Source organism: Nocardia sp. NPDC056541, from assembly GCF_042794235.1.
GTDB lineage: Bacteria > Actinomycetota > Actinomycetes > Mycobacteriales > Mycobacteriaceae > Nocardia.
Map to the genome: position 1 here is coordinate 221,369 of NZ_JBHTUD010000001.1, position 20,481 is coordinate 241,849.

At 66.0% G+C, this 20,481-nt stretch carries 18 protein-coding genes and 1 pseudogene; 8 read left to right on the forward strand and 11 right to left on the reverse strand.

The annotated features are described in order from the left end of the window. Window positions 1-13: 13 nt before the first annotated feature. The 3 genes and pseudogenes from ACFQ9R_RS00995 to ACFQ9R_RS01005 form a co-directional block, all read left to right on the forward strand. A pseudogene (locus ACFQ9R_RS00995) lies at window positions 14-1,525 on the forward strand (MDR family MFS transporter); the annotation flags it as partial. A 48-nt stretch (window positions 1,526-1,573) separates the two neighbouring features. After that, window positions 1,574-2,563 (forward strand): collagen binding domain-containing protein, encoded by a 990-nt coding sequence (locus ACFQ9R_RS01000; RefSeq protein ID WP_378988456.1) that lies wholly within the window; start codon window positions 1,574-1,576, stop codon window positions 2,561-2,563. Continuing rightward, the gene (locus tag ACFQ9R_RS01005) at window positions 2,563-3,384 is read left to right on the forward strand and encodes a YceI family protein (RefSeq protein ID WP_378987467.1); all 822 of its coding nucleotides are present in this window, start codon (window positions 2,563-2,565) and stop codon (window positions 3,382-3,384) included. Before ACFQ9R_RS01000 ends, ACFQ9R_RS01005 begins: the two co-directional genes overlap by 1 nt. Window positions 3,385-3,441: 57 nt before the next feature. Here the strand turns inward: ACFQ9R_RS01005 and ACFQ9R_RS01010 are convergent, their stop codons facing one another. The 3 genes from ACFQ9R_RS01010 to ACFQ9R_RS01020 all read right to left on the reverse strand — a co-directional run bounded on the left by ACFQ9R_RS01010 (window position 3,442) and on the right by ACFQ9R_RS01020 (window position 6,924). Continuing rightward, complete coding sequence (locus ACFQ9R_RS01010; RefSeq protein WP_378987470.1) at window positions 3,442-4,542, reverse strand: methyltransferase; 1,101 nt, start codon at window positions 4,540-4,542, stop codon at window positions 3,442-3,444. An 846-nt stretch (window positions 4,543-5,388) separates the two neighbouring features. Further along, a complete protein-coding gene (locus tag ACFQ9R_RS01015; RefSeq protein ID WP_378987473.1) occupies window positions 5,389-5,910 on the reverse strand; it encodes a DUF6924 domain-containing protein in 522 nt (173 codons plus the stop codon). Window positions 5,911-5,985: 75 nt separating this feature from the next. Continuing rightward, a complete protein-coding gene (locus tag ACFQ9R_RS01020) occupies window positions 5,986-6,924 on the reverse strand; it encodes an alpha/beta hydrolase family protein (protein ID WP_378987476.1) in 939 nt (312 codons plus the stop codon). Between the two features lie 124 nt (window positions 6,925-7,048). On the opposite strand from ACFQ9R_RS01020, the gene ACFQ9R_RS01025 reads away from it, so the two are divergent. Then, window positions 7,049-7,429, forward strand: coding sequence for a MerR family transcriptional regulator (locus ACFQ9R_RS01025; protein WP_378987479.1), 381 nt, complete (start codon window positions 7,049-7,051; stop codon window positions 7,427-7,429). 140 nt (window positions 7,430-7,569) lie between these two features. Here ACFQ9R_RS01025 and ACFQ9R_RS01030 read toward each other — a convergent pair whose 3' ends face one another. Together ACFQ9R_RS01030 and murJ are read right to left on the reverse strand one after the other, a co-directional pair. Next, entirely contained in the window at window positions 7,570-7,764 is a 195-nt protein-coding gene (locus ACFQ9R_RS01030) for a hypothetical protein (protein ID WP_378987482.1), read from the reverse strand. Between the two features lie 8 nt (window positions 7,765-7,772). Continuing rightward, window positions 7,773-9,389: a murein biosynthesis integral membrane protein MurJ gene (murJ, locus tag ACFQ9R_RS01035; RefSeq protein ID WP_378988458.1), complete on the reverse strand. Its 1,617-nt coding sequence runs from the start codon at window positions 9,387-9,389 to the stop codon at window positions 7,773-7,775. 339 nt (window positions 9,390-9,728) lie between these two features. Between murJ and ACFQ9R_RS01040 the strand changes: the two genes are divergently transcribed. The 3 genes from ACFQ9R_RS01040 (at window position 9,729) to ACFQ9R_RS01050 (ending at window position 11,872) form a co-directional block, all read left to right on the forward strand. Further along, window positions 9,729-9,929: a hypothetical protein gene (locus tag ACFQ9R_RS01040; protein ID WP_378987485.1), complete on the forward strand. Its 201-nt coding sequence runs from the start codon at window positions 9,729-9,731 to the stop codon at window positions 9,927-9,929. Window positions 9,930-9,979: 50 nt separating this feature from the next. Further along, a complete protein-coding gene (locus tag ACFQ9R_RS01045; protein ID WP_378987488.1) occupies window positions 9,980-10,777 on the forward strand; it encodes a SigB/SigF/SigG family RNA polymerase sigma factor in 798 nt (265 codons plus the stop codon). A gap of 297 nt (window positions 10,778-11,074) precedes the next feature. After that, the gene (locus ACFQ9R_RS01050) at window positions 11,075-11,872 is read left to right on the forward strand and encodes a CPBP family intramembrane glutamic endopeptidase (protein WP_378987491.1); all 798 of its coding nucleotides are present in this window, start codon (window positions 11,075-11,077) and stop codon (window positions 11,870-11,872) included. Window positions 11,873-12,080: 208 nt separating this feature from the next. Here the strand turns inward: ACFQ9R_RS01050 and ACFQ9R_RS01055 are convergent, their stop codons facing one another. The 6 genes from ACFQ9R_RS01055 to ACFQ9R_RS01080 form a co-directional block, all read right to left on the reverse strand. Beyond that, on the reverse strand, window positions 12,081-12,479 hold the full coding sequence (locus tag ACFQ9R_RS01055) for a nuclear transport factor 2 family protein (protein ID WP_378987494.1): 399 nt from the start codon (window positions 12,477-12,479) through the stop codon (window positions 12,081-12,083). 46 nt (window positions 12,480-12,525) lie between these two features. Continuing rightward, window positions 12,526-12,990, reverse strand: a complete 465-nt coding sequence (locus ACFQ9R_RS01060; protein WP_378987497.1) for an SRPBCC family protein — start codon at window positions 12,988-12,990, stop codon at window positions 12,526-12,528. Next, the gene (locus ACFQ9R_RS01065; RefSeq protein WP_378987500.1) at window positions 12,987-13,388 is read right to left on the reverse strand and encodes a nuclear transport factor 2 family protein; all 402 of its coding nucleotides are present in this window, start codon (window positions 13,386-13,388) and stop codon (window positions 12,987-12,989) included. The genes ACFQ9R_RS01060 and ACFQ9R_RS01065 overlap by 4 nt, the downstream gene beginning before the upstream one ends. A 148-nt stretch (window positions 13,389-13,536) precedes the next feature. After that, entirely contained in the window at window positions 13,537-16,395 is a 2,859-nt protein-coding gene (locus ACFQ9R_RS01070; protein ID WP_378987503.1) for a BTAD domain-containing putative transcriptional regulator, read from the reverse strand. A 60-nt stretch (window positions 16,396-16,455) separates the two neighbouring features. Continuing rightward, the gene (locus ACFQ9R_RS01075; RefSeq protein ID WP_378987506.1) at window positions 16,456-17,664 is read right to left on the reverse strand and encodes an alkane 1-monooxygenase; all 1,209 of its coding nucleotides are present in this window, start codon (window positions 17,662-17,664) and stop codon (window positions 16,456-16,458) included. 25 nt (window positions 17,665-17,689) lie between these two features. Continuing rightward, window positions 17,690-17,917, reverse strand: coding sequence for a hypothetical protein (locus ACFQ9R_RS01080; protein WP_378987508.1), 228 nt, complete (start codon window positions 17,915-17,917; stop codon window positions 17,690-17,692). Window positions 17,918-18,512: 595 nt separating this feature from the next. Between ACFQ9R_RS01080 and ACFQ9R_RS01085 the strand changes: the two genes are divergently transcribed. After that, on the forward strand, window positions 18,513-20,459 hold the full coding sequence (locus ACFQ9R_RS01085; protein ID WP_378987511.1) for a potassium transporter Kup: 1,947 nt from the start codon (window positions 18,513-18,515) through the stop codon (window positions 20,457-20,459). The last annotated feature ends 22 nt before the right edge of the window (window positions 20,460-20,481 follow it).

Genomic DNA, 20,481 nt, shown 5'->3' on the forward strand with positions numbered 1-20,481 from the left:
GGCCCCGGTCGCGATGACCCATCGTCAAATCCTGGAAGCGATGACCGGGCTGCTGGCGGCGCTGTTCACAGCACTGCTCAGCACCACGATCGTGGCGACCGCGCTGCCCACGATCATCGGCGACCTGGAGGGGTCGCAGACCGCATACGCCTGGGTCATCACCACAGCACTGCTGGCCAACGCCGCGTCCACCCCGATCTGGGGCAAGTTCGCCGATCTGTTCAACAAGAAGCTGCTGGTCCAGTCGGCCATCGTCATCTTCGTCATCGGTTCGGTGATCGCGGGCGTCGCGGGCAATGTGCCCATGCTGTTGGCGGCACGAGTCATCCAGGGCATCGGCATGGGCGGCTTGACCGCACTCGTCGTCGCGATCATCGGTTCCATCGTCTCGCCGCGCGAACGCGGGCGCTATTCCGGCTACATGGGTGCGGTGATGGCGGTGTCGATGTCGGGTGGACCCATCCTCGGCGGTGTCATCGTCGACAGTCCGCTCGGCTGGCGCTGGTGCTTCTTCGTCTGTGTGCCCCTGGCCGTGATCGCCCTGGTGCTGCTGCAGCGGACCCTGCGGCTGCCGACCGAACGCAAGGCTGGGGTGTCGATCGACTGGCTCGGCGCCGCCCTGATGACGGCCGGTGTTTCGGTGCTGCTCATCTGGGTGTCGTTCGCGGGGAAGGCGGACTACTACGCGTGGTTCTCCCGCGAATCGGCCCTGTACGTCGGCGTAGGCGTAGTGCTGCTGCTCGCGACCCTGCTGGTCGAATCCCGAGCCAAGTCGCCGATCATCCCGCTCTCGATCGTCACCGAGCGCACCACCGGTCTGGCGATCATCGCCTCGATCGCGGTCGGAATCGGGATGTTCGGAGCGACCACCTTCCTCGGCCAGTACTTCCAGACCGCGCGCGGATACTCACCGACGGTGGCCGGTGTGCTGACCATCCCGATGGTCGCGGGCATGCTCGTCGCGTCGACCGGTTCGGGCCAGCTGATCACCCGGTTCGGGAAATGGAAGTCGTTCGTCGTCACCGGCGGTGCGCTGCTGGTGGTCGGGTTCGGGCTGCTCTCGACGATCGATCACGCCACCAACCTGTGGTTGGTCGGCACCTATATCGCCGTTGTCGGGCTCGGTGTCGGCATGATGATGCAGAACCTGGTGCTGGCCGTGCAGAACACCGTGAGCGTGCACAACATCGGCGCGGCATCGAGCAGCGTCGCGTTCTTCCGCACGTTCGGTGGCGCGATCGGTGTCTCGGTGCTGGGGTCGGTCCTGGCTACTCGTGTGAGCGAGCTGTCGACAGAGGGTTTCGCGAAGATCGGTGTGACAACCAGTTCCTCCGGCGGCAGCAATCTGAACCTGCACGGCCTACCCGCACCGATCGCGACGATCGTGCGCGCCTCCTACGGCGATGCGACCGGCCGGATCTTCCTCATCGCCGCCGGGGCAGCGGTCGTCGCCTTCCTCGCGACCATGTGGCTTCCGAACCGTCCGCTGCGCAGCACGATCGACATCGATCCGGCGCTCGACCCGACCGTGAAAGAGTCTGCGTCGCAGGACAATCCGCCCGATGCCGACAGAATGGCAGCGCTGGACGCCGAATTGGCCGTCCTCGCGGACCCGAGGTGGGAAGAAGACCCGGTCTGGGAAGGCGCCGAGCGAGTGTTGTCCGAGTCAGAGCTGGTGCCGACCGCTTCGGCCGGACGGCACGCACCGGTAGCTCAGAACGGTCATCGGGCCTACCAGGCCGACGCGTCGTCGCAGTCCGCTCCGTCCACCGGCGGGTTGTCCGGCTCGGGCATCGGCGGTGGAGCGGTGGACGGTCATGTCCGCCGCGAGAATGGTCAGCCGTTACCGGGCGCGGTGTTCACGTTGATCGATCAGGGTGGCCGTCAGGTCGCGCGGGCGTGCAGTGCCGCTGATGGTGGCTATGCGATCAGTGCGCCGGAGTCGGGGGGTCATGTGTTGATCGTGTCGGCGATGGGGCACCAACCGGCCGCGGTCAATGTTTCGGTCGGCCGGCGGCCCCTGCGCATGGATCTGACCTTGGTGGGTTCCGGTGAGTTGTCGGGTGTCGTCCGCACCGCGGCGCACGGCTCGCCGTTGTCGGGTGCGACCGTCACCTTGACCGATCTGCGTGGCGAGGTGGTCGGGGCCGCGGTCACGGGCGGCGACGGCACCTACCTGTGCCACGGCGTGGTGTCGGGTGTCTACACCTTGGTCGCGGCGGCTGAGCACATGCGTCCCAGCGCAATCACATTGACGGTGCCCGACAGTGGCGTCATGCGTCATGACATCGAGTTGACCGCGATGGCGGTGCTCACCGGATCGGCGCGGGCCGACGGCGAGCGGGCGGCGCCGGACGTGCTGGTCACTGTGCTCGACGCCGCGGGTGAGGTGACCGCGACGGCGCGCACCGACGAGAACGGCCGCTACGTCGTGACCGATCTCGTCGAAGGGCAATACACCGTGGTCGCTCGTGGCTATCCGCCGGTGACCGGGCAGGTCACCGTGACCGGTAGCGAAGCCGCCTACGACCTGCGGCTCGGTTACGACCTCGGGGATCGTTGATGAGCGGGCTGACCGGTCGTGTTCGCACCGCGGAGGGGTGGCCGGTGCCGGACGCGGTGTTGACGGTGACGGATATGACGGGCAGCCAGATCGCCCGTGCGGTTGCCGACGAAACCGGCGCGGTGAGCACCGGCCTGATGCCCGCGGGTACTCACACCGCGGTGCTCACCGCTGTCGGGTTCGAGCCGGTGGCACGGATCGCGCAGATCTCTTCCAACGGGACGGGCGCGCTCGGTGAGGTGGTCTTGGTGCCGGCGATGGGGGCAGTGGCGCTGCCGCCGACCGGGCCGTGGACGATCGATCCGGCGCATTCGACAGTGATCGCCACCGCGCGTCATCTGGGAATCGCGAGTATCAAAGCCCGATTCGCCGAGGTGAGTGGGCGACTCGATATCGCTGAGCCGTTCGAGCGTTCCACCGGGTACGCGGAGATCAAGGCGGCGGGTATCGATACCGGAATCTCGATGCGTGACAATCACCTGCGCTCGCCGGAGTTCCTGGACGTCGACAGGTATCCGATGATCACGTTCACCGGTCACGGGTTACGTCGTACCGGGGGTGACACCTGGGTGATGCCGGGTGAGCTGGTCATGCACGGGCAGCGCCGCTCGGTCGATCTCGAGGTGGCCTTCGGTGGGTTCGGGTCAGATCCGTGGGGTGGTGTGCGCGCCGCGTTCCACGCCGAAACACTATTGCACCGCAACGATTTCGCGATCGACTACAACGCGATTGTGCGCACGGGCGTGGCCGCCGTCGGGACCACCGTCAAAATTGAACTCGACATCGAAGTCGTACAAGGCGAGCAGCTACCCGCAATCTAGCGATCACCCACACCTTGTCGCCGCGGATTGTCGAGTCGGAAAGCGAGTCTGGCGCGATCAGCGCCGGCGGGCATCGAGCACACAGTCCGGCGCGGCGGTGGGCACCGTCCGCAGCAGGGTGAAACCGCCGCGCGCGAGCAGCTCGCGGAACTGTGCCTCGGTGCGTTCGTGGCCGCCGTCGGTGTTGACCAGCATCTCCAGGTCGATGAACTTGCCCGGGTGCGGGCGCTGATGATCGGGCAGCACCAGTTCGATCACCAGCAGCCGGGCAGACGGATCCATCGCGGCGTGGATCGTGCGCAGGATCTGCTCGGCCTTGGCGTCGGACCAGTCGTGCAGGATGTGTTTGAGCAGGTAGACGTCACCACCTGCCGGAATCTCGTCGAAGAACGACCCCTCCCGCGCCGCGCAGCGCCCCGCCAGCCCGTGCGCCGCGAGTTCGCTGTCCAGGTTCGCGACCACGTCGGGCAGGTCGAACACGATGCCCTCGGCGTCCGGGTAGCGGTCGAGGATCTCCACCAGCAGGCTGCCACGCCCGCCGCCGACATCCACCAAGGTGCCGAACTGGCCGAAATCGTAAGCCGCCAGCAGCGGTTCGATGGACAGCGTGCTGATGCTGGTCATCGCGCGGTCGAACAGGTCGCCGATCTCGCGGTGCGTCGCGGCATACTCGAAGAAGCTCGCACCGTCGAGAGCGGGGCCGACGGCTTCGCCGGTACGTACCGCGTCGGTCAGGTGGGTCCAGTGGTTGCGGTGAAACGGCGAACCGAAGAACAGGGACGTGTCGCGCAGCGTCACCTCGCCGTCGGAGCGCAGCGACTCACCCATCCTGGTGAGCCCATAGGAACCGTCGCGATGCTGGGCGAACACCCCGAAACTCACCAGCAGACGCATCAGCCTGCGCACGCCGTCCTCGTCGGCGCCCACCGCCGCGGCCAGCTCGGCCGCCCCGCGCCGCCCACGGGCCAGTTCGTCGGCGATACCCAGCTCGGCCGCGGCACTGATCGCCTGCGAGAGGAATCCGGCGATCTGTAGTTCCAGTAGCGCGATATGGCCGGGAACCAGTCGGCGATGCAGCGCCGAGAGCGCGTCGCGCACTCGCTCGACGGCCCGCAGAACCGGTGTGGGTGGTGGCTTCTTCAGTGCTGTGGACGTCATGAGACTCCATCGTCGGCCGGTTGACCTGCACGTACGCGACGAAGCTTACGGGAACCGCGCGCGTCGGGATACAGGAATCGGGGTCAGGTCGGAGTCGCCGGTGCGAACGACAGAACCGCGTCGGCTCCGCTGGTGCGCAGGGCGTGCGCCGCGACATGGCATTCTCGAGACGACCCAGGTCCGCTGAATCGAGCTCCCGACCCAACTGCTGATCGCGCGCCCGCGAGATCGTTGACAACAATAACGAGCTCGACAACCCCGGCGGAGAAAGGTGTTGAGGCTCAGCAACTTTCATTGCCGGACAACGTTGACCGCGAGTATTCGATAGCGCCGATCCGGAGTGACAACGACTGCGAATGACTGATGCCCGGTCGTTGGCTGCGCAGCGACCGGGTGGTGGCCGGTCGACGTGGCTACAGCGAAGCGGAGGCGCCTCGTGCCACGTCGACCCGGCAACCCGATCCGATCACTCAGTCGGGTAGGTACCGAATAGGCACCGCGCGCTCGATACCGGCGGCCCTCGAGATCAGCCAGCGTGAACACCAACTGCGCACGCTCGCCCAGCATTCCGGTCAGCAACAGGTCCAACAGCGCCCGATGCTGAGACCGCGCCGATCGCGCCATTTCGCACCGCCCAGGCCGGTACAGACCAGCCACCACCGGTTCTGTCCTCATGACCAGCCCGCGAGGCACCTCGCATGTCAACGTCACGTTTCGCCGATACCACCCGGATCTCAACGTCGTCGCCCCACAGACGCTATTCCGTCGATCAGGTCACGGATGACAACCGATCATCCGTTCGATCGCACCGACGACGAAACAGGTGCACCGCAAGTCGGCCCGGCCTCAGAAGCCGCGAAACACCCCGTCCGCGTCCACCGCTGATGCGAAGTCCTCGAAGTCCATGTTCGCAAGCGTGAGGTTGACTTCGGCCGGCCCTACTTCTCTTGGCAAGATCCGGAAAGTGGGCAGGCCTGCGGCGGGTTCACCGCCGCCGCTGTTGTCGACTGCCAGGATCGGGTGCTCTGGATCGCGGATGGTCTGTTCGTCGATGATGTAGATGTAGTACTGCGATGTGAGCAGCTTCTCGAGGTCGCCGGCCGTCACTTCCCGGAAGTCAGGGGTGTCGATAACGGTCAGCCCGTACTCGACGTCTTCGCTTTCATAGAACCGATTCACTGCGTCGAGTGTCTCGCGCCAGGCCGCATCGTCGTTGAAATCTGTTCGCAGCAGTAGTGATTCACCCTCAGGCAGCATTCTTTTCACAGGGTTATCGTGCACGACGTTCGCACCCGGGCCATCGTCGCAGCCCACCGTTGCCGACACGATCACCAGCGCCGTCAGCGCCGCGCGGATCACCCTCGTCATCGCACCCTTTCTCAGCCTTGCCCCATACTCGGTGCCTGCGCCGAAATACCGCCTCACAGTAGTTCGACAGGCCCGCTATTTGGATTCCAGCCGTCCCAGGGGATGGGCGGGCGCGAGTACGGCCTGGGCGATAGTCCAGCCGCTGTGATCGATACCGGCGACGTGACGGAGGTAGGCGAGGGTGACCTGCTGTATCAGCGCGACCCGGTCGGGGTTCTCGTCGGTGGTCTCGCTGACGTGTTCGCCGGAAATACCGCCCAGGAAGTGCTGGCCGCCGAACACAGTGAGCAAGCTCTTGTTCGCCCGGCTCAGCGTGTAGGGATCGGTCGTCCAGGCCGGCCCGCGGGTGGACAGCGGGAGGTTGTCATCGTCCCCAGCGATCACCAGACCTGGGGCGTTGATGTGCGAGAAGTCCTGGTCGCGCAGCCACGGAAGATGTTCGCGAGCGAAGGCCGTGAGTTCTGTGCCGCCGCGTCCCGCGGTGGCGAGTTGGATACTGGCCATGACTCGCCGGTCGGACAGGTCTTCCGCGATCCCGGTTTCCGGGTCGGTGACGCGCAAACCGACCAGGATTCCCGCGGTCTGCCCACCGAAGGAATGGCCCGCGGCGATGATCCGGTCGTGGTCGACCCGACCGCGCAAACCAGGCACCGATGCCGCCAATACGGAAAGTTCGTCGAGAATGCTCGTCATGTCCTGCACCCGGTGCCGCCACAGTCGCGGCTTGCGCGGATCCTCGGCTGCCAAGGCGATCCGCTTCGAGTCCAAATGCGTAGCCTGGATGACCACGAATCCGTGCGAGCTCCAATAGTCGACCAGCGGCCCGTAGGCGTCGAAGCTCGAGCCGAACCCGTGCGCGAAAAGCACGACCGGTAGGTTGTCGCCGGTGACCGGGGCGGAAACCCTCACTTGGAGGTCGTCAGCACAACCGGACCTGCGCACCCGGAGTGGTTTGACGGTGACGGTCGGCGCGGGCGCGGGGTCGGCCAGGCCGGTGACGGGGTGAATGACCATGAGTGAAATATTCTTTCGGTTCGCTGCCAGGACTTTCGTCGCGGATGGGTACCTCGACTACGCTAGAAGTTGACGTCGATGTCAGAGGCAAGCGTTTGTGGCATGGATCATGTGAAGGGCCGGAATGCGTATTGGCGAATTGGCTCGCCGGACCGGGGTTTCAGCCCGGGCCCTGCGGTACTACGAACAGCAGAACCTGCTACATGCCGAGCGCAGTTCCAGCGGTCAGCGCCACTACGCCGACACCGCCGTGGATCAGGTACTGCTGATTCAGCAGCTGTATGCAGCGGGCCTGTCCAGCCGGACCATCGGCGAGCTCACGCCACATCTGATCAACGGCCGCGCCACACCTGCCCTACTCGGCCGCCTCGAGGTGGAGCGTGATCACTTGCGCCAGAGCATCATCGAGCTGGCGCGCACCGAACAACACCTGGACGCGGTCATCTCGGCAGTCTCGGCCAATGTGCGCACCGGCGCGGTATGCACTCGAGAAACCCGCGCATAAGGGCGGAACGTAACTCACCGATCCCGCCAGCTGTCCAGACAAGCCGATCCGAATAGGTCGTCCGTCGGTGTGGGTGGCTTGGTCAGACCGTGTGGCTGTCCATCACAACTTTTCTTGTCAGGAGTTTGTCCATCGGATCATCATGACGAACAGATCGGCGGGATGGTGCGGTGGTCGTCGAGCGTGATGAGATCGCCGGTGCGGTGACGTTCTTGGCGCAGCAGGGTGTTGTCGTGGTGGAGCGCGGCGATCGTCGTGGCAACCGCGTCGAGTTGTGTTGAAGGGTTGTCGAACCTTGGATATTCGCCGCCATCACAGGGTTTCAGAACCGCCATCGGCCTCCTCACGCCCGGCGTAGAAGTGTTCGCGCCGCGCGCAGTTCGGGAATACCGATGACATGGGCGGCGAGCACAAACACCAGTACGGCAGCGATGGCACCGGCCGCGGTGGCCGCGAGTTGTTCGACTGCGCCCGCGCTGATCGAGGTGCGGGTCAGCGCGACGGCACCGAGTCCCGCCAGCCCGGCGAGAACGGTGGCCGCCGCGACCCGGGCGACGGTGGTTGCGACAGTGGAGAACCCGAGCAACCCGTGTCGGCGCCGCAACAGGATATGACCGGCGACAGCGCCGACGACGTAGGCCAACGAGCTCGCGACGCTGAGCATGACGATGACGGCTCGGTCTGCCAGCACCGTGGCGGCCAGGACGAGGATGCTGACCTTCGTGGTGACCATGACAAGGTTGAGCACGGCCGGGGTGCGAGTGTCGTTGTAGGCGTAGAACACCCGCATCTGCAGCATCACCAAAGCAAACGGCGCCAGCCCGAATGCGGAACAGGCGACTGCGGTGCCGATCAGGGTGGCGGCCTCGACATCGACACGGCCGGTGAACACCACCGTCGTGAACCCGGGGCCGAGAAGACTCATGGCCATCGCCATCGGAATCAGTGCCACCGACAGATACCGGGCACCGCGGGCGAGATCGGCCACGACCGCGGTCCGGTCGCCGAGGGCGGCCGCGCGAGAGATACGCGGCATCAGCACGGTCAGCACGGACGCGGCCAGAATGCCGTAGGGGACCTGGAACAGCAATTCGGCGTAGGTGTAGACCGATACACCGCCGTGGTCGAAGGCGATTCGCATCGTGATCGCGACGCCGATCTGGCTGATCACCGCGTAGACCAGCAGCCAGCCCATCACCGGCAGGCCGGACCGGACCGGGCGCCAGGTGTAGGGCAAAGGCCGCACCCGCCAGCTCCAGGTGAACCCGTCTCGGCGCAACACCACTACGACCCAGACTGCCTGCCCGGCGATCCCGGCTGTGGTGCCGATACCGAGGGTCAGGATCTGCGCGGTGGTCATCGATGCCGGAGTGAGCGTGACCGGGCCGGGAAGGGCCACGAACACAGCACAGGTCGCCAGCAGGATCACATTGTTGACGACCGGCGCCCACGCTGCGGTAGCGAAGCTGTCACGGACGTTGAGTACCGCGCCCACGACGACGGCGATGCCGTAGAAGAAGATCTGCGGCAGTAGCAGATACGCCAGCCAGGTCGCCAGGCGCCGCTGCTCGGCATCGGCGACGAACCCGCGAACGATCCACGGCGCACACGCCACCGCGACGGCCGTGACCACGGCCAGGGCGATCATGGTCGCGACCATCAGTCGCTGAGTGAACTCGCGTGAACGTTTACGGCCCCGACGACGGGCCCGGGTCAGCACCGGAATGACCGCACTGGCCAGCACGCTGCCCAGCAGCAACTCGTAGACCATGTTCGGCAGATTGTTGGCACCGTTGTAGGCGTCCCCGACCGCCGCGGTCCCCAGCACCGCCGCCACCACGAGCGTGCGCACGAACCCGGTCACACGACTCACCACGCCGGCAACCGCGACATAGCCACCCGACCGCGCCAACCCGGAAGACCCTGAGCCCCCGTGACCACGCACGCCTTTCAACGGCACCCGCGCGACAGCACGTGGAGTGCTGTACTGCACCGGCAACGGTTGGGTAGCAAAACTGCCGTAGTCGTTCAACCTGCCCCCTCCGCTGAGAACCTCGTGACTCAGCCTACGGATACTGATCCGACTTGCCCCGCCACTTCGGGACTGAGGTAGCGCCGGACGAGGAGCGGCGAGAGTCTTCCCGGCTCGATGCCGCGGGGCCACCGACTCCGGGCCAGACGTGTACTGATGCCTTCCCATGGGACAGGTCCTTCAATCCTGAAGTACGAAACTGCCTCCGTATCAACATCATCGACCGGTTCCGGTTTATTCGCCTCCACGACGGTCAACCCTTTGCTCATGACCACCTCACGTAATCGGGTACCGAGTACGCCGAGCATGGATCTGACCAGCACCACCATCGTGTTGGCGACCAGCGTGTTCTTTCTGTTGGGCCTGGCCGCCTTGACCGGGTCGCCGACCGTCGCCTTCTTCTGCGCCGTCGGCCTGGGTGCGGCGATGACGATGTCCTCCAAAATGCTGGGCCTCAACAGCCTCTAGTTCACCTCCTCCCCGCCGTTGAGCATGTCGCAGACCAGGAGCTGATCCGCATGTCCACCACCGCCGCCCGCCCCACCTACGAACACGCCGAACCCTTGTTCGCGCACCTGGCACTGACCGACCCGCGCAGCCCTGAACACGATGCTCTGCGCGAGGAGATCATCGAGGTCTGTCTCCCGCTCGCCGAGCACATCGCTCGCAAATACGCCGGTCGCGGTGAAGTGTTCGAGGATCTGCTCCAGACCGCGCGGCTGGGCGTGGTCATGGCAGTCGACCGCTACGACGTGACCACCGGATCACCGTTCCTGGGTTTCGCGGTCCCCACCATCATGGGTGAAGTACGCAGACACTTCCGCGACCACATCTGGCCGTTGCATGTGCCGCGTCGCGAAAAGGAACTACAGGGCAAAGTCAGGGTGGCGACCGACGAGTTGACCCGTCGATTCCACCGCTCCCCCACCGCGCAAGAACTCGCGACCGAACTCGATGTTCCGGTTACCGATATCGCCCGTACTCTGGTGGCGGCCAACGCGTTCCAGACGCGCAGCCTCGACACCCCGGCACGTGATACCGACGGCGATCCCAGCATGACCATCGCCGACACCTTCGGCGATGAAGACCCTCGCTACCAAATGGCTGAAGACACGATCACCGTCGCGCCCTTGCTGGCACAACTGCCGCCGGAAGACCGCCAGCTGCTGATCTGGCGGTTCTACGACACACTCACCCAAGGTGAGATCGCCGAGCGCCTCGGTGTCTCTCAGATGAGCGTGTCTCGCAAGCTCACCAGACTGCTGGGTGATCTGCGTGCGCAGACCACCGACGACCAAGTCCCGCTCGCGGTCTGAACTCCCGGCGCGCCTGCGCCGTCTACCCGCTTCGCAGCCACCTTCAGCTCTTTTCAGATCGACGCCCGACCGACCGGACAGGCGGAGTCATCCAAAGGGGTCCGGCCGTCGAATTCCTGGGTGAAGGGCCGGTTTCCGTAGCGCTCACAACCTGCGAGGGCCCTTCCGAGGAAGGCAACGCTCGGTCGCTGGTCGGATCGATCAGCGACCGAGCGTTCCGTCGGTCGCTGCCACTGCGGTGAACGACACGACCCCGAATATCAAGCGTCCAGCTTTCCCAGCGGATATTTTGCCCGTATGAGCCGTCCTGAAACTGCGCTATCGGCTACCCCGACCGGCCGCCGACGCCTGTCCTATCCGGTGTTCGCGCTGGTCGTGATCGCGTATCTGGCGATCATCCAGCTCGGTGGTCTGCTGATGACCGCGCTGACAGGCGAGGACGACTTCCTGTCCACGCGCGCAGTGTTCTACGGCATGATCATCCCGCTCGGTGTCGCCTTGGCGTTCACCTACGGTGTCATCGCCTACCTCGGCTGGATGCGGCCGGTCCTGCACGACGATCGCCCGACCCGGCCGTGGGTGCGGGTCGTGCCGATCGTGTTCCTCGTCGCGATCGTCTTCGGTATCAACTACAGCGCGCTGGGCGACAAGGGTCTGCTGTACACCCTGATGCTGCTGATCGCGACCCAGTTCGTCGGCTGGGGCGAGGAGGGCATGTTCCGCGGGATCGGTGTCGTGGTGCTGCGCGATCACGGGCTGACCGAGGGCAAGGTCGCGCTATGGTCGAGCATCGTGTTCGGCGCGGTGCATCTGACCAACGGCATCACCCACGGCGCGAGCGCGCTGCCGCAGGCGGTCATGGTCAGCCTGGCCGGCTACTTCTTCTACCTGACCCGGAGAGTGACGCGCGGCAACACGGCCAACTCGGTGCTGCACGGTTTGTTCGACTTCACCCTGCTCACCGGCACGTCGATCGTGATCGATCAGACCTTCTATCTCGGCACCCTGCTACCGATCCTGCTCTACCCGGTGCTGGCGATCGTGCTGCTGGTGAAGCGGCGCAGTATCGAGCCCGCGCCGGCGACGAGCCCATGATCGAAATCCCTTCGCTCGCAGATCGCCGTCTCCGGGTGACTACAGCGACACCCGCGCGGTAAACAACACGACGTCCGATTCCTCGGGCCGGACACGGCCGTGGTCACCGGGCGCGCGGCGAATCCTGCAAAGGCGACCGCCCCAAGAAACTGAGCAAGGTGCAGACCCCCCGGTACAGGCACACCTCGGCAGCGCCGAGCGCACCCGGTTATCGAGTTTGCTCGAGTGCGGCGAGAATGGCTGCCGTTTCTTCGAAGAGGGAAAATCGGGCGATTCTGTGGTCATGCACTTCCAGGAGGGCGACCTCGTGACCGTGGATGATCGTCCTGGTTCCGCGGACTGTCCCTTCGAACCATGCGATCACGACGATTCGGTTGCCCGCCTGGAAGGTTCGCTCGATAGTCAGGTGGGTGTCGAGTCGAGTGTGCCGAAGTCCGAAGAACTCGAAGAAGCCGTCCGGACCGTCGTATTGTCCACGCCACGGCAACGACCTGACCGGGTAGTCCAACACGAACTCCGGTGCGATCAGCGCCCTGACCCGGTCCATGTCGTGTCGGGCCAGAGCCGAGTAGAACCCTTCGACCACGGCAATTTCGTTGGCGGACAACGGCCTTTCGACTCCTCGAATCATCGGCGGTGTGAAGTGCGTGGCATCACCGCACGTTTCGTTCACTGTCGGTCGACGATTCGGCCAGTTTGCGCAGTGCTGCGATATCTCGATCCAGGTTGCGTTGCAGCATGCGAGCCAGCAGCCACCCGAACGGCCGTTGTATGCCGTGCGGAACGACGCGCAGCTCGAGGCGGACGCGGCATCGGTCTCGGCCCAGCGGGGTTACGGCGCGAGAGCCTTCGGCGTCGGCCCCGGTGAGCGTGCGCCAGGTGATGCGGGTGCCTGGTTCGACAGTGACGACTTCACCATTGTTGTGCCAGGTCCGGCCCGCGAACCGGAGCTGTTCGACGGTGCGAGCGCCGGGAGTGGCAGGCCCGGGCGGGGAGGCGGACATGGCGACGACGCCGGTGCGCCATGCCGTGTCGGTGGCGTAGTCGGCCAGTAGCGCCCACACGGTGGCGGCCGCCCGTTCGACTGTCGTTTCCGCGGTCAGGTCGAAGCCGGTCATCGTGTCTGCGCCTGCCGTAGGGCGGCCAGCATGGCCGGGGTGTCGATATAGGCGTCGAAGCCGACGATCCGCCCCTGACGCAGGTGCCAGATGTGCACCTCGGGAAGGTCGAATTCGACGCCACCGGGGATGGTCGTCCCGACCGTGCGGCCGACCTGCACCACGTCCTCGCCTGCGGCGAACATGTGCTCGGAGATCACCTTGCTGTCGATGTGCGCGAGCAGCGTGGTGAAGAAGCCGACCGCGCCCACATGCCCGTGATGGCGGCCGCCCCAGGGCAAATCGGCGGCCTGGTCGATGTCGATGTCGGGGTCGAAAAGGCGTTCGATCATGCCGAAGTCGCGGCTGTCGAAGGCCCGATAGACCTCCGCGATGATGTCGAGAGTGGGGTGTGACATAGGACTGTCCTCGCAGACGTAGCGGTGAGTGCTTGGCACGAACGCCGGTATGTGCCGGCTCGTCGCAACGATCGCGCGCAGGTGTTTCAATACCGCTACAACGACCGTCGAGACTCGCGCGCCGACGAAGCCGCCGAACATCGGCCTCTCAGTCTGCTGAGATGCCCTCGACCGAGTCACGGACCAGAGCGACCATGGCCGTCCAGCTCATCTGCCTGCCCAGCTGCTCGGCCGCGCGTTGTTCACCGGCGGGCAGCAGCCGTTCCATCCGATCCAGCACTACGGGGTGGGCGAATTGTGTGTAGCGCCGCGGATCAGCCCCGATCCGCTCGGAATGCTGAATCGCTGCCGCCCGCAGCCCGACAGCGGACTCGGGCGACGACAGCGCCATCAGCGCGTAGGCGGCAATGTAGACCGCACCCAGCGCGTCGGAAATATTCGATTGCTCGCCGAACGCGCGCAGCGCGCGGTCGATGGCGGTCAGGGCCGACGCGGCCGTATCGGCGTCCGCGGCCGGAGTGAGCAACGAACAGGCGAGCACCACGTCGGCCATGCCTTGGCACCACAGGTGACCGCATTCGGCGCTGAGTTCCCGCGCCGAGGCCAACCAGCCGATCGCGTCGGCGAGATTGCCCTCCAGCAGTAATGCGATGCCCTGCCCGAACTGTGCGCAGCCACGGATCCAGTCCGCTGTCGGGAGCCGGTCGACTTCGGCGATCAGCCGGTCGATCGCGCTCCGGGTCGAGGCCCGATCGCCGAGCGCGGTGAGCGCGAGCGCACGGAACATCAGCGCGTGCAGCCACAGGTCTCGGTCGGGCTCGGGGTCGGCGAGTAGTTCCATGGCTGCCTCCGCCCGCCCCAGCGCCTCGCGGGCGTCACCAGCATGGAACGACACAATCGACAAGGCCAGCAGTCCGCGCGCGCGATCCTCGGTGCCGGCGTCGGCGGCGGTGTCGAGCGCGGTCCGGATGACATCGCGGCCGTCGACCAGCACGCCGAGGACCGGCCATGCGAATTGCAGCGCCGCCGCGCTTCGGAGCGCGTGCACGGGATGGTGTGCGAGGTCGTAGTCGATTCCCGCGCGGATATTGGGCAGTTCGGCGGCGAGCAAACGGTAGGCCGCGCCGGCACGGTGCCCGGTCAGCAGCGCGGCCTGGTCGGCGACGAATCCGCGGGCCCAGGCGGCGTGTGCGGCGCGGGTGGCAGGTGGGTCAGGGTCGGTGTCGCGGCAGTAGCGGCGGATGGTCTCGAGCAGCCGATAGCGTGTCCCCCCGGAGGTGACGTCGGCGGCGATCACCGAGCGGTCGAGCAGCGATGCCAGGGTGGCGAGCACACCGGCGTCAGTTCCCACGGGTCGCACAGCTTCAGCACCCTGCCAGGTGAACCCGCCTTCGAACGGCCACAGCCGCAACAACATTGCGCGATCAGCGGGGGTGAGATGCTCGACGCTCCAGCCGATTGCGGCCTCCAGGCTCGCATGCCGCGACAGTGACCCGCGTGGCGTGGTTCCTAACACGTCGAGCCGGTCGCGCAGGTGAGCGGCGATACCGTGCAGGCCGAACGCGCGTTCCCGGGCCGCCGCCAGCTCGATCGCCAGCGGCAACCCGTCCAGGCTCGTGCATATCGCGCGTCCGGTTTCCCGGTCGCTGTCAGTCGGTTGCCAGCCGGGCCGACCAGCGCGCACCCGCTCGATCAGCAGCTGCACCGCGGCACCGTCGCCGCCGGCTGCGCCGAACACGGGCAGGGGTTCGACGACCAGTACCTGTTCGCCGTCGATCCCCAGCGGCTGCCGACTGGTCGCCAGAATCCGCAGGTCCGGAGAGGCGGCGAGCAGCAGCATGGTCACCTCGGCCACGGGCTCGATCAGATGCTCACAGTTGTCGAGTACCAACTGTCCCGGTCGCAGGGTCAGGGCACGCCGCACCAGGTCCACGGGATCGCCGGTGATCTGAACCAGACCCAGCGCGGTCGCGATGGCGGTCACGACACCGTCACCGTGGTGGACATCGCCGAGCCGCACGATCCAGCGATCCGGCGAATCCGCTCCCCCGGCACAGTATTCGACGGCGAGTCTGGTCTTGCCGACTCCCGCCGGACCCACCAGGCTGACCATGCGCCGCTCGGCAAGCAATACGGACAGCAGGCCCAGTTCGCGATCACGACCCACAAACGACGACAGCACGCGCCCGATCGGTCGCTGTGGCGTACGGGGCGAGGTCTCCGTGCGCATCCCGCGCGGTCGCGGGGATTCCACGAGCAACAGCCCGGGGTCGTGGTCGAGCATTCGCTGCTCGAGAGTGCGCAGCGCCGGCCCGGGATCTACTCCGAGCTCCTCGACGAGAAGTTCACGCACCCGCCGGATTTCGGCCAATGCCTGGGCCTGCCGTCCGCTGCGGTAGAGGCCGAGTGCCAACAGTTCCCAGCGCCGCTCCCGAAACGGCGCCGCCGACACCGCCTCGCTCAGATCGGCCACCGCCATCGCGGTCTCACCACACGCCAATCGAGCCGCCTGCAGTTCCTCGACCGCTGTCGCACGCAGCTCCGTCAACCGGGCCCGCTCGGCGGGCAGGTCCGGCGCTTGATCCAACTCCGGCCACGGATCCCCTCGCCACAGCCCTAGCGCATTCTCGAACAACCGCGCGGCCGACCCGGCGTCCCCAGCCGCGAGCACACGCACCCCATCGGTGATCATGCCGGCGAACCGGCCATGATCGGTCCATTCCGAATGCACCGTCAGCGCATAGCCGAACGCTCTGCGCTGCAGGCACTCTCGGGCCGACGGCCCCAACGCCGAACGCAGCCGCGAGGCAAGGACTCGCAGGGTCGCGGCCGCCTGCCGCGGACGATCCTCGCCCCACACCAGTTCGGTGAGCACACCGTCCGATACCGGGGTTCCCACCGTCAGTGACAGCGCTGCCAGGAATCGGCGCGGCACCGGGCCGCCCAGGTCGACGGGCCGGCCGTCCACCTCGACAGCGATCGGGCCCAGCACCCGAACGAACAGCACCAGCAGAGCCTAATCAGCAACGGCCTCGCCGACTCGGTGACAACGCCGTTCTTCGCACTTTTATCGCCCCGCGAGACGACTGCCCAGCTTTCCTCGCGATCGCTTCGACCCGCGACCGGCACGCCGAACTCGGCCGGGCATCGTATTGACGCGAGTGCGGTCCCCGTCGTAGTGCGCCAGGACGCGGTGATCCATTGTGCGCCGCCACAGCACCGGCACCGACGCGACGACGATCATGGTGGCATAGCCCGCGGGCAGCTGCGGTGCCTCGGACGCGCTGCGCAGGGTCTGATACCGGCGCCCGGGATTGGTGTGATGATCGCTGTGCCGCTGCAGGTGGAACAGGAAGATGTTGGTGACAAGGCGGTCGGAGTTCCAGCTGTCGGCCGGCGAGCAGCGCGCCCAGCGACCGTTGGGCAATCGACTTCGCAGCAGGCCGTAGTGCTCGACATAGTTCACCGTCTCGAGCAGCCAGACGCCTATCACCGCCTGCACGACGAGATAGGGCAGGACACCGGACCCGAACGTCGCGACGAGCCCGCCGAACAGCACCACCGTCATCGCCCACGACTGCAGAATATTGTTGCGCGGGCACCACCACGAACGTTGCTGGCGTCGCAGCCGGTCCCGCTCCAGTTCGAGCGATGACCGGAACCCCCCGATCACGCTGCGGGGCAAGAATTTCCACAACGACTCACCGAACCGCGCGCTGGCCGGGTCCTGCGGCGTGGCGACCCGAGCATGGTGGCCCCGATTGTGCTCGACGTAGAAATGCCCGTACCCGGATTGCGCCAGCGCCGCCTTCGCCAGCCACCGCTCGAGCCGCTCGACCCGGTGACCGAGCTCGTGCGCGGCGTTGATACCGATCCCCGCCAAGAAACCGACTGTCACAGCCAATCCCAGCTTGTCGACGAATCGAAGTTGCGAATCGGTCCACAGGTAGCACGCGATCACCAGGGCAGCGACCTGTACCGGAAGGAACAGGTAGGTACACCACCGGTAGTAGCGGTTGGCACCGAGTTCTTCGTAATCCTCGTCGCTGGGATTGTGGCCGTCTTCACCGACAAGGCGATCCAGCACCGGAATCACGAACAGCACGACAATCGGTTCGATCCACCAGAAGATCGCCAGTCCGGTACGCATCACCAGCTGTGAGGGCAGCAACGCGCAAACCGGCGCCACCAATCCGAATGCCCAGAGATATCGCTTCGGATCCGCCGTCGGCACCAAGTACCGCTCGAGCAGGTGCCGCGGCCGCGGCACCCGCATCGACATCCTCATCGAAACGTTGGGGTCAAGGCAGCCTCGCGCAGTTCGTGGGTGCGGGCTGACCCGCGAGCCTGTCGGTCATCCACCGCTGCGACGCGTCCAACGCCGCCGATGCGGGGATCATTTCCGGCTGCCCCGGCGCTGACAGGGCCAGATGCGCGGGCTCCGTCCGGATGACCGCCCCCGCCGCCACATCGGGCAATGGCATCGACGTGCTGTAGAAGTCGCCGACGGCTACCTCAGCGGTCGGCACCGACGATGCTACCGGCGCCGATACCAGCCCGGCGCTGACCGCGACGACCGCTCCTGACAGAGCTGCCGGTCGCCCGCATACCCGCCTCCTCAACACTGAACCTCCCCTGTGACGTGTCGCACTCCGCTGCTGACTGGGATAGACCGTACACACAGGGTTCAGCGCAGGAGATCCCAGGTATCTACATTGGCGATGAGCTGGTATTTCATCCCAAAAATCCTATTTCTGGATGAATACACCGAAGCACTCCACATCCACGGAAGGCGCGCCATAGTTCGTAACTTATATAGCGCTAATCTATGAATCCTTCCTAGATGACAGCTGTCCTCGATAGGAGCGTGCCTCATGTCGACAGTTGGCCGGCCGGGCCGCAGCGCGCGCTCGGGCAGCCGATCACGCCGTCAAGCCAGGTGCCGCACGTGGATGCGCAGGGCGTTCGCGGCGAACTCCGCGGCCGCCGGGCTGCCGAAGGTCTGGTGGAAGTCGGGGTTGGTCTCGTAGAGGTCGGCCATGCCTCGCACCATCCGATCGCGACCACAGGCGATATCGTCACGGCAGCGCCATCCATCGGGTGCTCGCCACGGAAGGACAACCTGTGACCGAAACACCCACCCACGCCACCTCGACCCCGCCCGGACAGGGGACAGGTCGCGAGGTCGTGCGCCTTGCCGCGATCGTTGCGGCGCTGGGCGTGGTGTTCGGCGATATCGGCACCAGCCCGATCTACACCCTGCAGACGGTGTTCAATCCGGCCGACCCGCACCCGGTGCCGGTGAGCCAGGACAACGTGTTCGGGATCGTCTCGCTGATCTTCTGGTCGGTCACGGTGGTCGTGACGATCACCTATGTGACGCTGGCGATGCGCGCCGACAACGACGGCGAGGGCGGCATCATGGCGCTCATCACGCTGCTGCGGCGCTGGAGCGCGCCGGGCGGCAAGCGGACGGCGACTTTCCTTGCGGCACTGGGGATCTTCGGTGCTTCGTTGTTCTTCGGCGACTCGATGATCACCCCGGCGATCTCGGTGCTCTCGGCTGTCGAGGGATTGAAGATCGTCGAGCCGTCGCTCGAGGAGTTCATCATCCCGATCACCGCGGTGATCATCGTGGTCCTGTTCCTGGTGCAGCGCAAGGGAACCGCGGTCGTCGGGCGCGTATTCGGGCCGGTGATGATCGCGTGGTTCACCGCGATCGGGGTGGCCGGGATCGCGGGCATCAGCGACAACCCGGAAATCTTGAAGGCGATCTCACCGACCTACGCGCTGGGATTCCTGTTCGGCCACTTCCACATCGCGTTCTTCGCGCTTGCCGCCGTGGTCCTCGCGGTGACCGGCGCCGAAGCCCTCTACGCCGACATGGGTCACTTCGGGCGACGTCCGATCGCCCGAGGCTGGCTGCTTCTGGTGTTCCCGGCATGCATGCTCAGCTACATGGGCCAGGGCGCGCTGATCCTGTCCGACCCGGCCAACATCACCAGCCCGTTCTTCTTGCTCGTCCCGGGCTGGGGTCGGCTCCCGATGGTGCTGCTGGCCACCGCCGCGACGGTGATCGCCGCTCAGGCCGTGATCACCGGCGCGTTCTCCGTCGCCTCCCAAGCCGCTCAGCTCGGCTACCTGCCGCGACTGCGGATCGTGCACACCTCCGAATCCACCATCGGTCAGATCTATGTCCCGTGGATCAACTGGCTGCTCATGGTTTCGGTGCTGACCTTGGTCTTCGCGTTCCGCAGCTCCCACGCCCTCGCCTACGCGTTCGGGATGGCGGTCACGGGCACCATCACCATCACCACGCTGCTGTTCTTCTATGTCGCCCGCGCCCGATGGCGTACCCCGTACTGGCTGCTCGCGCTCGGTGCGGTGCCGCTGCTCGGTATCGATCTGCTGTTCCTCGGGGCGAACCTCACCAAAATCGTGCACGGTGCGTGGTTGCCGTTGCTGATCGGCGTCATCGCGTTCACGGTCATGACCACCTGGGAACGCGGTCGCGACATCGTCACCGCAGCGCGCGAACAGCGTGAAGGCCCACTGCAGGAATTCGTCGACGAACTCGGCGAAGGGCGACCGAGGATCTTCGAGGTTCCCGGCACGGCGATCTTCCTCAATCGGGGCAAGAAAACTACTCCGCTGGCCATGCGCGCCAATGTCGAGAACAACCACGTCCGCCACCAGCACGTCGCGATCGTGAGCATCGCCACCGACCCGGTGCCCCGTGTCCCGTTCGCGGAACGACTCACCGTCGACCCTCTCGGCCACGGCGACGACGGCATCATTCACGTCACCGCCCGCTACGGCTACGCCGAACGTCCCGATATCCCCGCGGCGTTGCGGCATCTCGATGCCACGGCGACAGAGGGAAGGCTCGACCTCGATCGCGCCTCCTACTTCGTCTCCAAGATCGAACTCCGCCGCGGTGACCAGCCGACCATGGCGACGTGGCGCAAACGACTGTTCATCGCGACCTCCCACATCACCGCCGACGCCGCCGACTACTTCGGCCTGCCCCGCGACCGCACCGTCATCATGGGCTCCCACATCGACGTCTGAATCTCTGATCATCGGCCGCGAG